15 protein-coding genes and 1 pseudogene are annotated in these 14,897 nt (G+C 34.5%); 13 read left to right on the top strand and 3 right to left on the bottom strand.

What is annotated here, in order from left to right:
• Window positions 1-95: 95 nt before the first annotated feature.
• From N7U66_RS02655 to ettA, 5 genes are all read left to right on the top strand, one after another.
• Window positions 96-626 carry an NADPH-dependent FMN reductase gene (locus tag N7U66_RS02655; RefSeq protein ID WP_267677208.1) on the top strand — a complete coding sequence of 177 codons (531 nt, stop codon included), beginning with the start codon at window positions 96-98 and terminating at the stop codon, window positions 624-626.
• Window positions 626-1,063 carry a MarR family winged helix-turn-helix transcriptional regulator gene (locus tag N7U66_RS02650; RefSeq protein ID WP_267677207.1) on the top strand — a complete coding sequence of 146 codons (438 nt, stop codon included), beginning with the start codon at window positions 626-628 and terminating at the stop codon, window positions 1,061-1,063. Before N7U66_RS02655 ends, N7U66_RS02650 begins: the two co-directional genes overlap by 1 nt.
• Complete coding sequence (locus tag N7U66_RS02645) at window positions 1,060-1,773, top strand: pirin family protein (RefSeq protein ID WP_267677206.1); 714 nt, start codon at window positions 1,060-1,062, stop codon at window positions 1,771-1,773. The genes N7U66_RS02650 and N7U66_RS02645 overlap by 4 nt, the downstream gene beginning before the upstream one ends.
• 95 nt (window positions 1,774-1,868) lie before the next feature.
• Complete coding sequence (locus tag N7U66_RS02640; RefSeq protein ID WP_267677205.1) at window positions 1,869-2,051, top strand: CAL67264 family membrane protein; 183 nt, start codon at window positions 1,869-1,871, stop codon at window positions 2,049-2,051.
• Window positions 2,052-2,053: 2 nt separating this feature from the next.
• Window positions 2,054-3,745, top strand: coding sequence for an energy-dependent translational throttle protein EttA (gene ettA, locus N7U66_RS02635; protein WP_267677204.1), 1,692 nt, complete (start codon window positions 2,054-2,056; stop codon window positions 3,743-3,745).
• Between the two features lie 69 nt (window positions 3,746-3,814).
• Here the strand turns inward: ettA and N7U66_RS02630 are convergent, their stop codons facing one another.
• From N7U66_RS02630 to N7U66_RS02625, 3 genes are all read right to left on the bottom strand, one after another.
• Window positions 3,815-4,042 carry a hypothetical protein gene (locus tag N7U66_RS02630; RefSeq protein ID WP_267677203.1) on the bottom strand — a complete coding sequence of 76 codons (228 nt, stop codon included), beginning with the start codon at window positions 4,040-4,042 and terminating at the stop codon, window positions 3,815-3,817.
• A 154-nt stretch (window positions 4,043-4,196) separates the two neighbouring features.
• A complete protein-coding gene (locus N7U66_RS21270; RefSeq protein WP_313791384.1) occupies window positions 4,197-4,385 on the bottom strand; it encodes an MBL fold metallo-hydrolase in 189 nt (62 codons plus the stop codon).
• 26 nt (window positions 4,386-4,411) lie between these two features.
• Window positions 4,412-4,975 carry an MBL fold metallo-hydrolase gene (locus N7U66_RS02625; RefSeq protein ID WP_313791383.1) on the bottom strand — a complete coding sequence of 188 codons (564 nt, stop codon included), beginning with the start codon at window positions 4,973-4,975 and terminating at the stop codon, window positions 4,412-4,414.
• A gap of 264 nt (window positions 4,976-5,239) precedes the next feature.
• On the opposite strand from N7U66_RS02625, the gene N7U66_RS02620 reads away from it, so the two are divergent.
• From N7U66_RS02620 to N7U66_RS02575, 8 genes and pseudogenes are all read left to right on the top strand, one after another.
• On the top strand, window positions 5,240-6,478 hold the full coding sequence (locus tag N7U66_RS02620) for a coiled-coil domain-containing protein (RefSeq protein ID WP_267677202.1): 1,239 nt from the start codon (window positions 5,240-5,242) through the stop codon (window positions 6,476-6,478).
• A 350-nt stretch (window positions 6,479-6,828) separates the two neighbouring features.
• A complete protein-coding gene (locus tag N7U66_RS02615) occupies window positions 6,829-7,887 on the top strand; it encodes a hypothetical protein (protein ID WP_267677201.1) in 1,059 nt (352 codons plus the stop codon).
• Window positions 7,888-8,129: 242 nt separating this feature from the next.
• Window positions 8,130-10,124, top strand: a complete 1,995-nt coding sequence (locus tag N7U66_RS02610) for a DUF4910 domain-containing protein (protein ID WP_267677200.1) — start codon at window positions 8,130-8,132, stop codon at window positions 10,122-10,124.
• 11 nt (window positions 10,125-10,135) lie between these two features.
• A pseudogene (locus N7U66_RS22425) lies at window positions 10,136-12,100 on the top strand (AAA family ATPase).
• The gene (nudK, locus tag N7U66_RS02590; RefSeq protein WP_267677196.1) at window positions 12,093-12,680 is read left to right on the top strand and encodes a GDP-mannose pyrophosphatase NudK; all 588 of its coding nucleotides are present in this window, start codon (window positions 12,093-12,095) and stop codon (window positions 12,678-12,680) included. The pseudogene N7U66_RS22425 and the gene nudK overlap by 8 nt, the downstream one beginning before the upstream one ends.
• A gap of 47 nt (window positions 12,681-12,727) precedes the next feature.
• The gene (locus tag N7U66_RS02585) at window positions 12,728-12,883 is read left to right on the top strand and encodes a hypothetical protein (protein WP_267677195.1); all 156 of its coding nucleotides are present in this window, start codon (window positions 12,728-12,730) and stop codon (window positions 12,881-12,883) included.
• Complete coding sequence (locus N7U66_RS02580; RefSeq protein WP_313791550.1) at window positions 12,884-13,963, top strand: DUF6638 family protein; 1,080 nt, start codon at window positions 12,884-12,886, stop codon at window positions 13,961-13,963.
• Between the two features lie 315 nt (window positions 13,964-14,278).
• Window positions 14,279-14,806 carry a hypothetical protein gene (locus tag N7U66_RS02575; RefSeq protein WP_267677193.1) on the top strand — a complete coding sequence of 176 codons (528 nt, stop codon included), beginning with the start codon at window positions 14,279-14,281 and terminating at the stop codon, window positions 14,804-14,806.
• Window positions 14,807-14,897: the final 91 nt, after the last annotated feature.

Below are 14,897 nucleotides of genomic sequence, written 5' to 3'. Positions count from 1 at the left end.
ATTTGTCAACAATAATAAAGTTAAAATTGTATTAAATCCTACTGTAATATATTCCTAGGAAAGTATTTGTTGTATCTTTGTATTAAATATAATTTATGAAAAAAGTTATAGCCTTTGCAGGGAGCAACAGTAAAACATCCATTAATAAACAGTTAGCAACCTACGTAGCTAATTCTATTGACGGTATTGAGATGAAAGTTTTAGATCTTAATGATTTTAACCTGCCTTTGTATAGTATTGATTTAGAGAAAGAACAAGGCATTCGAGAACCGGTTGAAAAATTTCTAAAATATATTAAAGAAGCGAACGGTATTGTTTTATCGTTAGCAGAGCATAATGGCGCGTATTCAGCGGCCTTTAAAAATTTATTTGATTGGTTATCTAGAAAGGAAGTGAAGTTCCGGAATAAGAAACCCATGTTATTGTTAGCGACATCGCCAGGACAAAATGGAGCAAAGTCCTGTTTGAATATAGCGATAGATCGGTTTCCAAAACACGATGCAAACATCATTGCCAGTTTTTCCTTGCCGTCTTTCAATGACACCTTTTCACCGGAAGGCATTACAGATCCTGATTTGCAAAAGGAACTCAACGATGCCATTGTAAGTTTTAAAAAAGCATTGTAATGGCTAATATTTCTAAGGTTACCAACAGCAAGTTTAAAGATAATAGATTCAAAGCATTTGTTAACATTATGTATACTGCAAATTGGTTGTCTAACAAACAGGTCCTCTTTTTTAAGCCTTTCGATATTTCTCCGCAGCAGCATAATATTTTACGAATTCTAAGAGGGGCAGGAGAACCGTTAAAAGTACAAACAGTGAAAGAGCGCATGATAGAACGCGCGCCTAACGTAACACGTTTAATGGATAAACTCATATCTAAAGAGTTAATTGCCCGAAAAGCATGTAAGACTGACCGTCGGGTGGTACACATAAACATCACTAAAAAAGGATTAGCACTATTAAAGGACATAGATGTCGTCTTTAATTCAGATATATTAGAACAAATAACACAAGAAGAAGCCGAACAATTGAGTAATTTATTAGATAAAATAAGATGAAAACCATTATACATAAAGCAGCATCAAGAGGGTATGCAAACCATGGTTGGTTGCAAGCCAATCATTCATTCAGTTTTGCAAATTATTATGATATAGAAAAATTACAGTTTGGGGCTTTACGTGTTTTAAATGACGATATCATAGCGCCAAAGATGGGATTTGGCACACATCCTCATGACAATATGGAAATCATTACCATTCCTATAAGTGGTGAGTTAAAACACAGAGATTCTATGGCTAATGAATGGCTATCGGTGAAGCCAGGTGAAGTGCAAGTGATGTCTGCAGGGACTGGAGTACAACATTCTGAAATCAATGGCTCGCAAGAAAAGTATCTTAGCCTGTTTCAAATTTGGATTATTCCAAATGCGAACAACGTGGCGCCTAGGTATGATCAAAAACGTTTTAATCCTGAAGCGCGAAAAAATAAGTTTCAGACTTTAGTATCTTCAATTAAAACAGATGACGCAGGGTTGAAAATTCATCAAAACGCAAAAATTTCAAGGATTGATTTAAATAAAGATATTACCATAGAATACAACACCCTATCAAAAAATCATGGAGTTTATATAATGAATGTAAGTGGAAGTGCTTCAATCAACACGCATAGTTTTGAGACTAGGGATGCGCTGGGCGTCTCTGAAACGGATGCGTTTTCCATTAAGGCAAATGAAAATTCAGATTTATTACTAATAGAAGTCCCAATGTAATTTTTAATAAATAGGCATTGAAAAAGCACACTTTACAGTGTGTTTTTTCTTTTTAAAAACCGATATTTGTAATTCCCTTTTTAAAGAAAACAAATATGGCAATGAACAAAAATACGGTGCTTGCTTGGGCGACCACCATAATGATATTAGTAGGATTAGGTTTAATAGGTTTAGGAGCATTCAGGTACGATGATGTCGCTGGTTGGGGTTTCGCCGCTGTAGGTGTTGGCTTTTTTGCCATCGCGTGGGTGTTTAATGCATTAAAAGGACGTGTATAATTATGAGTGATGATAAAAAAATAATATTTTCAATGTCTGGTGTGACTAAGTCTTACCAAAGTGCAAATACGCCAGTTTTAAAGAACATATACCTGAGTTTCTTTTATGGCGCTAAGATTGGAATTTTAGGACTTAACGGTTCTCGTAAATCTACATTGTTAAAAATAATTGCAGGTGTTGACAAAAACTATCAAGGTGATGTGGTGTTTTCCCAGGATTATTCGGTGGGTTATTTAGAGCAAGAGCCCCAGCTAGATGAGAATAAAACCGTGATGGAGATTGTTCGTGAAGGTGCGGCTGAAACGGTGGCCATACTTGATGAATATAATAAAATTAATGACCAGTTTGGTTTAGAAGAAGTCTATAGCGATGCCGATAAAATGGAAAAGCTAATGAACCGACAAGCAGAACTTCAAGATCAAATAGACGCCTCTAATGCCTGGGAATTAGATACGAAATTAGAAATTGCTATGGATGCCCTTAGAACTCCTGATGGCGATAAGAAAATAGCGGTGTTATCGGGTGGTGAGCGCAGGCGTGTGGCATTATGCCGATTACTCTTACAAGAACCCGACGTACTTTTACTAGATGAGCCTACGAACCACTTAGATGCTGAGTCTGTACATTGGTTAGAGCACCATTTAGCACAGTATAAAGGGACGGTTATTGCGGTAACACACGATAGGTACTTTTTAGATAATGTTGCAGGTTGGATTTTAGAATTAGATAGAGGAGAAGGCATCCCTTGGAAAGGGAATTATTCGTCATGGCTAGACCAAAAATCGACGCGTTTAGCGCAAGAAAGTAAGACGGCTTCTAAAAGACAGAAAACCTTAGAACGCGAGCTAGAGTGGGTAAGACAAGGTGCTAAAGGACGCCAAACCAAACAAAAAGCACGTTTAAATAATTACGATAAACTCATGAGTCAAGATCAAAAACAACTTGACGAAAAATTAGAGATTTATATTCCCAATGGACCACGTTTGGGTACCAACGTTATAGAGGCTAAAGGTGTAAGCAAAGCCTATGATGATAAATTATTGTATGAAGATCTTAATTTCAACTTGCCTCAAGCGGGCATCGTTGGTGTGATTGGTCCTAATGGTGCAGGTAAAACGACTATTTTCAGGATGATTATGGGAGAAGAAACACCTGATAAGGGAGAATTCAAAGTAGGTGAAACGGCGAAAATAGCCTATGTGGATCAAGCACATTCAAATATAGATTTAGAAAAATCCATATGGCAAAACTTTAGTGATGAACAGGAGTTAGTCATGATGGGAGGAAAACAAGTGAATTCTCGTGCTTATCTAAGCCGATTTAATTTTAGTGGAAGTGAGCAAAATAAGAAAGTCAAAATGCTTTCTCGAGGTGAGCGTAACCGCTTACATTTAGCCATGACACTTAAAGAAGAAGGCAATGTATTGCTTTTAGATGAGCCAACCAATGATTTAGATGTTAACACATTACGTGCGCTAGAAGAAGGTTTAGAAAACTTTGCAGGTTGTGCTGTAGTGATTAGTCACGACCGTTGGTTTTTAGATAGAATTTGTACGCATATATTAGCTTTTGAAGGTGATAGTCAAGTCTATTTCTTTGAAGGCGGGTTTAGTGAATATGAAGAAAATAAAAAGCAACGATTGGGCGGGGATTTAATGCCAAAACGTATTAAGTATAAAAAATTAATTCGATAAGAATAAATAGGATATTATTAAAACAAAAGAGTCAGCGTATAAGCTGACTCTTTTGTTTATGTCCAAATTCTAATAGATGTGACCTGAGGTAAAGTCTTCATAGGGTTTTTCTTTCTCTTTTTCTTCTGCTTCTTTTGAAGCTAGTTTTGACAGTCTTTCACTTTCCTCTATTAAGCGCTTGCTTTCTGCTTGAATTTTATATTGTTTTATATATAAAATAACACTAATACATAAAAAAAGTAACACTGTAGAAATAATAATAACAGAAGCGGGATGTAGTACAATGAGCGTTTTCATTGGAATAGCGTAATATTGTTATTTTTTGATTAAAAACGCGTATAATGTTAGGATTTAAACGCGTATAGCACCTCTAATATAACACAAAAAATTTAAATAATATTACTAGATTTTAAAGGTTAAATCTATTTTTTGATCGCTATTTATTTTTTAATTATCTCGGATACCAGTTTAATTGCACAACGTCAATGTCGGGATTGCCTTTATTAACCAAAGTCTTAAACTTATCAACATCACTTAAACCTTCAGTGCCTCTATAATGATACGGGTATACTTGCTTAGGCTTAAAATCTAAAACCGCACTTGCAGCGCGCTCTACTGGCATCGTATAAGGTAAATTCATGCAGACAAATGCCTTATCAATAGCACTCAAGCTGCGCATTTCTCGGTATGTCTTCTGTATCTCCAGTAAATATAAATACGTTCCTCCTCAAGCGTTAAAACATAACCATTACCGCGTCCTTTTTCATGAAATTTTAAGGCCTCCTGTCTTAAATTATACATCGGGATGGCTTCCACCTTGAAGGCTTCAAAATCTTTTATGTCCCCGTTATTCATAACCAAAGCATTAGATTGTAATGTTTCCGGTAATTTATCAAAGACGGCTTGAGGCGCTATAATAATGGACTCCTTCAAGTTTAAGGCGTCCAAAGTTTCAATATTCATGTGATCGCCATGAATATCAGTTATAAAAACATAATCAGGTTTCTTATAAGCTTCAAATGCCGCTGCACCACCTGTTGGGTCTATATACAATACAAGATCACCATACTCTAAAACTAATGTCGCATGCGAAATGGGATGGATCTCTAATGCCGCTTTTAAATTCATTTCCTTTGGTGTTTCAAGGGTTACAGGATCTGTTTTTTTTTCGTCTTTGCAACTAAATGCAATCAACCCGAGGCCTACTACCAGATATGCAATGGTTTTCATAATTAAAAGTTTTAATAAAGATACCTCTCTTTGATTAAAAAAAATAATTTGTAACATTTTTATAACATGTCATACTTATAAGAGCAGGAAATTATTTCGAGAACTAATAAATTTTGCCGAAATTGCTTCTTAAAAACGTACAACCTTAAAATACCAAATATACTATGTCTGATGATTTTGATTTATTAGAAACCAGCTCAAGTGAGAAAGCCGAAAAAGTTGATGTTAATTGGGGTAAGGCGATAGATACTATGAAGTCTAAGCTTGCTCAAGAGGACGATCCGGAAAGTCGCCGAGAAAATATTAAATGCCACCTTAGATGATGTGGTGCACATGGCCGAAAAAGACCGATCGACCTTGTTGGATGCCATTAAAGACTTAACCGATTATCAAGATGAAGTTGGTATTTTATTTGAAAGATTCTCATCACTTAATGCTGGAGAACAAAAAGTCATTGACGACGCTCAAAAAGCATTGGAACGTGCAAAAGTGGAATTAGAAGATGCTCAAAACAAACCAGATACCTGGTGGAATAACCTTTGGGGACGTAAAAGTAAAATAGCTAAAGCAGAGCAAGGACTAAAGGACGCCAAAAAAGTGCGAGCTGGAGCAGACAATAAAGCGAAAGCGATGTTTCAGGAACGCATAGAAAGCGCCGATATTCAAACACTTTTAAGTGAATTGTCTTATAAATCTCAAGCAGCGGTCACACGCTTAAAAAACCGCGAAGTTGAGATTAAAGAAGTGGAAGAAAAATTAAAGGAGGCCATTGTTGAAGCGTCAAAAAATCATACCAAAGCCTTAGAAAAGAAAAAAGAGACAGAGGCCAAACTGGATGAACAATATGCTTTACTCAAGCAAGCCCGTCAAGCTTTAGAGGAAGTAGCAGATAAGCAATCTACAGCTTACTCCGATGCTTTATCACAAGTTACAACGGTTGAGCAAAAAGTAGAAGAACTAGAAGGTCTAAAAAATGCTTACACAACCCTAGCAGCTTCAAAGGATAGCTTTGTTCATAAACATAATTTAACGATTAAAGTATTAACTTCTTTACGTTCTAATTTACAAACACATCGCGCAAAATTAAAGAGTGATACAGACGAACGTTTAAAATATTACGATGGATATGTCGTAGCCTTAAAAGCAAGAACAGATCAAGAATTTGCGGCTATTTTAGAGCACTTAGGTGTGAAAACAGATGAGCACATTGGTGAAACTTTAGCCTCAATGCATACAGCAAGTGCTAAAGCCCGTCAGGAAATGATGGATAATATTCCAGTTCACGAAAAAGTGATGCAAGGGGTTTATAGCAGTTATGCAGAAGCTTTACAAGAAATTCGTGCTAAAGATGTAGATATTCAAAAGAATTTTGCAGAGCGTTATGGCATCGATATGAAAGAAATCTTTGAAGATTATTACAAGGCAGATGCTAATGCACCTTCAGGTGGCGCTGCAGCTCCAGTATCAAAACCGGAAACTAGCGACGACGATTTGCTTTCTTAACATAATGCGGGCGTTACCTACTTTTGCTTTTTATGGCAAAAGTAGGTCAGGCTTTCGGCAGTCGCTCTCTGCGAGGAGCTCCAACAAAGCCTCAATCCCTAACGCAAAGTGAATAGACCATTTACAGTAATAGATGTATTTTAGATTAATAGTTAGATTTTTTACTGTTTTATTTGGTATCATGGCTATGTACGCGATGTGGGATTATATTGGGGGTAATAAACCTCAAATAATTCGAATTATAGTGTTCGTAACTTTTACATTAACAGGCCTATTATATCTTATTTTCACTGAAGAAAAAAGCTAACTATTTATTGAATATTTATTAATAACAATCGACTAAATATAAAATGTCTATAAACCACATAGTAACACCTTTAGATTCAGCGATACTGGACTCCAAAGAACAATATGTTTTTTATCACAAAATGGTTGATTTTGCCTTGAAAGAACTCATTGTTAGTGTACAACAACATAATTTATGTACCTCTCAGGAAATGACGTTTTTCAAACAATACTGTGATCTCTTGTTGTATTCTATCGAAGCCATGCGTATAAAATACATGTATGACGATGAGGATAACCTGAAAGTCGATTTAACCCATTCGGGTTTCCCAAATTACTTAGAGTTTCGCTATTTATTTAATGATTTGTCATTACGTGATAATTATTTAAATAAATTAAAAGACGTTAGTGAATTACAAGACGCGTTTTTAGATGAGTTACTGCGTAAAAAACAACCCATAAAAAAAGATAAATTATTTCAAGCCGCATCTATCGTCTATTATACATCGGTAGAACAACAATTTATATTTAACCGCTTTGTGCAAGGAAAAATTATAGACGCACCAGTAGGAAGTCAAGCAAATTATATGGTGAGTTGGAGTTTTTATGATGTCTCGCATAACAGACCCTTTGTTTGTTTTATGTACTTCGATTATGATGGTAGTGTTATAGAAGACAAAGCAGAGATATACAAGGTATTAAAAACAGCAGCAGATCGAGAGATGCATTTAGATACCATGGCGTACGGAATTGACAGACGTTTAAAACATTTGAAACCAAAACATATTAAAAGGATCGATTTAGGGCCGTTCCATAATGTATTCGCAAAGGATGAAAATGTTGTGACGCATTCCATTTTAGAAAGTATTGCTAAAAAAGAAGTGCCACTGGAATCTTACGCCTTATCCCTAAAAGTCGATGAAGTTTATTCCGGTAGTGAATTTAAAGAAGGGGGGTACTTTACTAAGCAAACGCTGCAAAAATGGAGCGAAGTGATCTATAATAATTATGTCTTTGCGCCACACCGTATCATCCAATTATTATACAATAAGAATTCTGAAATAATGAATGGACTATCTAAACTGCCTTTTGAGTTAGCTGATCTTAAAATTAATAAAAAATAAATACAAATGTTCTATAACTCAACTTTTATAAAAGATAAACAGCTGGATATTTTTACTTTTAAAAAAAAACACTTAAAACCGAAATTAACAATTGTCATACTCGTTTTATTATACTCTTTTAACGGTGTAGCACAAGAAAAAATAAAAATATTAAATGGATTAAGTAGTGAGACTGGGCTTATTATAAATGATTCTATAACTAAGTATTTAATCAATAAAAGTTCGGTGATAATGCTTTTCATTTGGTAAATGAAATAGCATTGTTGGATAGACGCCAAGATACCGATGGTTATAATAAAGCAGTAAGTTTAATAGAGAAAAAAGCAATAGAGTTTGGATTAGAGAATGTGAATGTTGAGTCCTATAAATCAGACGGGGAAACTAGTTATTTTGGAGATACTCCTCAGGAAATATGGTCTGTAAAAAAAGGAGAGCTAGTAGCAAAAACACCCTATTATTATAAAATAACATCTTACGACGATTTGCCTATGTCTTTGGCAACAAATAGCTATTCTACAAAATCTACAGCAACATTAATAGATATAGGCGAAGGAACGAAAAACGATTATATAGATAAAGATTTAAAAGGAAAAATAGTACTAACAAGTAAATCGCCATACTCAGTAATAAGAAAAGCAGTTTGGGAAAAAGGAGCAATAGGAATTGTCTCTTATTATACAATTCCTTATTGGGATAAAACAAATAGATTAGAAGGAGATTTTGTAGACCAAGTTGGCTGGTCCGGAATGCCAAAAGTCGATGATGATAAGAAGAAATCTTTTGCATTTATGATTTCTAATAGAAAGGCAAAAGAATTAAAAGAGCTTTTAAAAAAGGAAGAAGTAAAGCTTCATGTAGATATTGAAACGAGTTTCGCAAAAGGTGATTTTGGTATAGTATCAGGAGTTATAACAGGTTCAGAATTTCCTGACGAAGAAATTATTATAACTTCACACATAGACCATTATAAACCAGGAGCTAATGATAATGCCTCGGGTAGTGCTGTGTCTCTTGAGGTAGCAAGAACATTAAACACTCTTATTGAAGAAAAAATAATACCTCGCCCTTTAAGAACTATTCGTTTTTTATGGCTACCTGAATTTACTGGAACTAAAGCATGGTTTTCTAGACATTTGAAAGACAATAAAAAAAGATTGGTGAATTTAAATCTAGATATGTTAGGTGCTAATTTAAGTAAATCGAATTCATTTTTTTCTATTAGTTATACTCCGGATTGGAATGCTTCATATTTAAATGCTTTTTCTAATTCGATTATAGATTTTTTAAATACATATAACAATACAAAATATCCTAAACGGAAAGATTATAATATAATTTCTGTAAATGGATCACGTAATTATGTAAATGCAAAGGCTGAACCATATACAAGAGGTTCGGATCATCAAATATTTAATGATTTTGGTATACCAGGTATTGCATACAGTACTTGGCCGGATAACTTTTATCATTCTAGTCAAGATACACCAGATAAGGTTGACCCAACGCAATTACATCGTGTGATATTTACAAGTTTGTCTACAATTATTATGAATGCTTATGCAGAGGATGATAATATTATAAATATTGTAAACCTTGTAGAAATGTATGGTAAAAATAGAATGAAAGATAATGAACTTGAAGCAAGAAAATTTCTATTAAGTAATAATAATACAAAAGCGCATAATTTATATTTCTCCTCACAAATAGTAAGCTATGGCTATAAAAGAGAAATAAAAGCATTACAATCTATTCTATCATTATCTAAAGTTGAGAATACAGAAAAGATAATTACAGAAAAAAAGAATCAGTTTATAGAAAATGAAAAACAAGTTATTGAAGAACTTAAAATATTAGCCATACAAAATTCAAAAAACAAAAGTTTTAAAACATATCAGTTGTCTGACATAGAAAAAAAATCACAGAAAAGAATTCCATATAAGGATAAAACAAAGCAGTTGAATTCATTTTATACGGGTTATACTACTGAAACAAATGAGAGGTATACAAATGTTAATAAAGGAATAAATAAAATACTTAGTATTCTAAGAGATAGAGAAGTAGGAGAACTGCGTATTTACGAATTTGAAGATATTATATTAAGCTATGCAAATGGTATTAATTCTTTATTAGACATTAGAAATGCCTTATTTGCTGAGTATAAAATAGAAATACCTATAGAATTAATTAAAGAATTGTTTGATGTTTCTGAAGAAGCAGGTATAATTAAATTTAAGTAATTTAAAAAAACATGGAACACAATTCAACATTCCCAATAAAACAAAATGAACTCGATTTGCTTCGCGATGAGGCTAGCGGATATTTAAAAAGCATTCAATGGGAGCAAGGTGCACGGGCTAAAAATAAAGATAAGAACGCAAAAGATGAATCCATTTTGCTGTATTTATCACGAGCGAATAATGGGAGTAGCGCATCAGAAATCACTTCGGTTTCTAAAACGGTATTGGCATTAAAAAAACGATTGTTACCAGATTCTATTGCGATTCCTGTCTATTTAAATCAAACACTTTTCGCCATACAAGAAGGTTTAGCTTTGGGTATATGGGTAAAAGACAGCTACTACGACGCTTCAGGACTATCGAGTTTAAATGAGCGTAAATCGGCTTTAGATTCTAACGGAAAACGAGAGTATGAAAGTAAAATGCATACAGCAACTGCATTTATGTTATTTGCAACAGCCTATAACATTTTATACCGTTTAAAACCTCATGCTTCAGACGACTTAACCGTGATGAAACAAAAGTTTGCAGGTTTGCCCGAAGTATCTTTTATGTCACCACTAAAAGGTGTCGCCTGTGCGCTGTTTTATTTTGACAAATATTTAGGGCATCCGAGACCTCATTAAAAGTGATAAAGATGTTATCGATTTTTCAGTGGTTTATTTTGAAGCGTTAATCGACGAAATTCAACTTCGTAAAAGCAGCTTAGAATATACTGAAACGATTGTAGATAGAACCTATAAGCTAGAAAATTCTGAATTCTCTATTTCCGGTTGGGATAATGTATTTGCGGGTACTGCTAAGAGTATTGAATTTAATAAAGTTCAGTTTGAACAAATTGTGGGGAATAGAGATGCCAAACATTTCGCCCGCCGACTAACCGAGCGCATGTTGAGCTATGATTTCGAGGCGAAGAAAAATCCGTTTCAAGAATTGGGAGGTTTTATGCCTGTCTTTATGGGGTACGGTATTCCAGGAACTGGTAAAAGTATGCTCATAGCAGCCATCGCCACCCGGTTAAAAGAACATTGCGATCATTTAGATATTCCATTTTTATTTCACCCCATGCCGAGACACTTTAATTAGTACGTTTCAAGGAGGGTCTGCCGAGAAAATGGTAGAGTGGATGAAACCCATGCAAGATCCAACGAAATTAATTTTTGCTCCCATTGATGATGCCGAGAATAATTTGCAGGAAAGAACCGCTCAAGGTGTTTCTGCGGGGGTAAAAGAAGTGATCGGGGTGTTCCTAAGGTATACAGAAGGGGCATACGCTGTAAATTATGGGAACAGTTCTATTGGTTTATTTACTAATTTACCGGAAATGTTAGATAAGGCTGTCATCTCTCGTGTGCAAGGGCGTTTTAAAATTGATGGCGCGAGAACCACTCATGATTTTTTAGATCAAGATCATTTATGGTGGCGTAAATTAGATAAGACCATACCAGATTTTGTGAATATGGCCCGTTCTAGTGATTACGAGTTTTTAAAAGATCAAGGGTTAGCAAAGACTATGGGAGACATTTTAAATAGTGTTGAAAAACCTTCAGAAGCCGTAGTTTTAGAAGCTTATGATAAAGCAGAACAACATTATAATGTCAACGAACATGAGTTTTATGGCAATTTATATTTAGAGATTCAAAAGATTTTCCCATTCTTCTCATCAAGGGATGTCCGTAATATTCAATCGGCCATTTCATTACGTTTAACCGATTTTGATTTAGAACAAGATTGGTTTGATAACCCTGAGATATATTTTAAACAAAATTATGAAACCAAGTTTAATATGCTCCAAGAATTAATGAAGCAAAACATGAAAGGTTTAGATTTTTCTGAAATTAGAAGACAAGAGGTCGTGCGTTACTTAGATAACGTGGCAACCATTGCCGATACCGATTTTAAACGTCAGGTGGATGCCGAGAGTAACTCAAATGAATATTGATTTGAAAGCTAGAGAAACGTTTAATCATGAGTAATACTAGAATTAAAAATTTAAAAAAGGAGCTATTATCACACCATCGGTATACGTTAAATAAATTAACCTTCGATTATCAATTAAATAATGGTGAATGGGTCACTCAAATTCGAGAATGCTATGATCGCGGGAATGGTGCGGTGATACTTTTGTATAACAAAGAGAAACAAACGGTGGTATTAACACGGCAGTTAAGAATTCCAACGTATATGAACGGGAACTCAGAAGGTTTACTTATTGAGGCTTGTGCAGGTTTGTTGGATGATGACAACCCTGAAGACTGTATAAAAAAAGAAACAGAAGAAGAAACGGGATATCGCATAAACCATGTGAAAAAAGTGTTGGAAGCCTATTCTTCTCCAGGGACTCTAACAGAAATACTACACTACTTTATAGCCGAATATTCTAGTGATATGAGAGTTAACAAGGGGGGTGGTGCTAAAAATGAAACAGAAGATATTGAAGTTCTCGAGATGCCCTTTAAGGAAGCTATAGAACTCATGAAGCGCGGAGAAATAAAGGATCTTAAAACAGTTTGCCTTTTGCAATATGCACAGATAAATAATATTTTTAAGAATTAAAAGGGCCAATGAATTTAACTTATATATCGTAGAAAGAACAGAATAACATGCAAAAACTACAACAAGCTAATTTGTACAGGAGCGAACTCATTCCAGTAAGTGGAAAACTCGTGGAGCGTTATAATAAAGGCTTGATTAAACTTGGATTTACAGCAACAACTTTAACAAACTTCTCGATTGATGGTATAGGGTGGAGCCCGTAAATTGCAGAGGAAAAAAATAATGTACACTATTTAAATAACGGGGAAGCAAACACGCATGGCATATTAATTTCACCCTTACAAAAAGGACTACCCCTTTACGTACCGTTTCACTCCTTCGACCGAGACATGATGCTGCAGGTCTTTAGAACGCACCAACATAAAATTAATGATATTACTCGGGATAGTGCCATTTGTATAGATTTTGATCAGAACATAGATGCGTTTTATGAACCCTTAGACGTACTGAAATATGATAAAGTGACCATTCGTTTTCATTTGATAGATCATCTCGATCTGGTTCAAAAACAGCAATTATCATTAATAGAAACATTTAAACGAGGGCATAATTTTATAGACGAAACGCTACATCAAAAATTATTAGAATCTGCCAAAACCTATGGTGATTTAAGAGGACGGGATTTGGAGTTACAAGAATTGCAGTACAGTAGCTATTCATTTTATACTAAGGCTTTTGGAGGTGTTTATGTATTGCGTGATTTTATTTCAGAAATCGTCGTTTTCGAAGATCTAAAATGGTATAAAGAGGCTATTAAAGACACCACTCATGAGGTCTTAATTTATCATATTTCTCAACCCGAATTGATGGAAAAACTTCGAGATCATATTATAATTGAATGCGATTTAGAAGCCGTAGTCAAAACGGAACGCTATGAACGCATTAAGAAATTTGAATTTGCCTCAACTTTAAAAGAAACCCAACACCCCATTAAAACAATATTAAATGATAAGGTGTTGTTTAAGAGTTATTTAAACAAAATGGATATAAATTCTAGAAAGCGGGTCATGAGTGTAGAGCGCTATTTGGAAAAAATAGAAGTAAGCAATCAATATAAAATTGCTGATATCGTAGATGCCAAGGTTTATGATGCCCTACATCAACCCCATTCTTCTTTATCCTCAAAACATATTGACCTTATTTGGAAACTTTTAGTAAATGTATGTTCTAAAGATGTTTTATTTTTATACTGGTACGATAAAGAACAGTTTTATAAAATGTATGACACCTGGGATGATTCATTAAAAGAATGGGTAATTCAGGAAATTCGTAACAATATTTGAAAAAGAGATACTAATAGGTTAGGAGTTTGACGTTTTGTTAAATGGATAATGGAATTTATAAAATGGATGAAGTTTAAATGTGAAGATTTAATCATTTGGCAAAAAGGAATGAATTTGGGTGAGAATATGAATAGCTTATCTAAGACATTTTGTTCGATGAATATTATGATAGCCTCTAGAAATAAAATTAAAGAATAAATTTATTAAATACGAGTAGGGAACTTCAAGTTTCTAATTTAGTGCCTATAACAAAAATAACCAGCTTGAGTAAGGAACTTCAAACGTCTTACTTCGTGCTTCAAACGATATAAAACCATGATGTCACTAGAAATAATACTATTTATTGCCTCAATCCTTTTCGGAATGCTGATGTATTGGAGAGAATCGAAAAGCAATAAGATTTATAGATTCTTTAATACACTCTTTTATTCTAAAGCGCTACAAATGAAACCCGAAAGTAAAAAAGGCTTTGTCTATAGGCAATCCTTTTTAATGCGCTTGGTGTATATCGCCGCTTTATTTTTAATAGCTATTGTCGTTGCGCGCTTTATTATACCTATCGACCTCGCGACCATTTCCTTGTTTGCTTCTAGTATTTTTGGGACATTGGTAGGAACGTATTTCGCCCATTTGGTTTTTAAATCTTCAGAAGTCTTAGATGAGCAAGGAGCGTCTTTGGCAGATGCTGTAAGTGATACTGTTGAAAAGGGTAAAGACTTCATTAAAAATTTAGAAACCGAAGACGCTAGGGTGGTAGATGCGGCTAAAGGTGAAATTGAAAAAGAACCTAACCCAAATAAGAAAAGTGCTCGAGAGCGTTTAAAAGATAAAGGATATATGTAATTACTTATCATTCCGCACGTGATGCAGAATCCATAAACCATAAACCTAAATAGATGCTGCATCGAAGCGCAGAAGGACAAAACCATAAAAT

This window comes from Lacinutrix neustonica (assembly GCF_026625145.1).
Taxonomy (GTDB): Bacteria; Bacteroidota; Bacteroidia; order Flavobacteriales; family Flavobacteriaceae; genus Lacinutrix; species Lacinutrix neustonica.
This window is presented reverse-complemented; position numbering and strand designations above follow the sequence as displayed.

Excerpts from the sequence above, each read along its gene's own strand:
- N7U66_RS02655 (WP_267677208.1), top strand. The coding sequence starts at position 96 with ATGAAAAAAGTTATAGCCTTTGCAGGGAGCAACAGTAAAACATCCATT.
- N7U66_RS02650 (WP_267677207.1), top strand. The coding sequence starts at position 626 with ATGGCTAATATTTCTAAGGTTACCAACAGCAAGTTTAAAGATAATAGA.
- N7U66_RS02645 (WP_267677206.1), top strand. The coding sequence starts at position 1,060 with ATGAAAACCATTATACATAAAGCAGCATCAAGAGGGTATGCAAACCAT.
- N7U66_RS02640 (WP_267677205.1), top strand. The coding sequence starts at position 1,869 with ATGGCAATGAACAAAAATACGGTGCTTGCTTGGGCGACCACCATAATG.
- ettA (WP_267677204.1), top strand. The coding sequence starts at position 2,054 with ATGAGTGATGATAAAAAAATAATATTTTCAATGTCTGGTGTGACTAAG.
- N7U66_RS02630 (WP_267677203.1), bottom strand. The coding sequence starts at position 4,042 with ATGAAAACGCTCATTGTACTACATCCCGCTTCTGTTATTATTATTTCT.
- N7U66_RS21270 (WP_313791384.1), bottom strand. The coding sequence starts at position 4,385 with ATGAATTTACCTTATACGATGCCAGTAGAGCGCGCTGCAAGTGCGGTT.
- N7U66_RS02625 (WP_313791383.1), bottom strand. The coding sequence starts at position 4,975 with ATGAAAACCATTGCATATCTGGTAGTAGGCCTCGGGTTGATTGCATTT.
- N7U66_RS02615 (WP_267677201.1), top strand. The coding sequence starts at position 6,829 with ATGTCTATAAACCACATAGTAACACCTTTAGATTCAGCGATACTGGAC.
- nudK (WP_267677196.1), top strand. The coding sequence starts at position 12,093 with ATGAGTAATACTAGAATTAAAAATTTAAAAAAGGAGCTATTATCACAC.
- N7U66_RS02585 (WP_267677195.1), top strand. The coding sequence starts at position 12,728 with ATGCAAAAACTACAACAAGCTAATTTGTACAGGAGCGAACTCATTCCA.
- N7U66_RS02575 (WP_267677193.1), top strand. The coding sequence starts at position 14,279 with ATGATGTCACTAGAAATAATACTATTTATTGCCTCAATCCTTTTCGGA.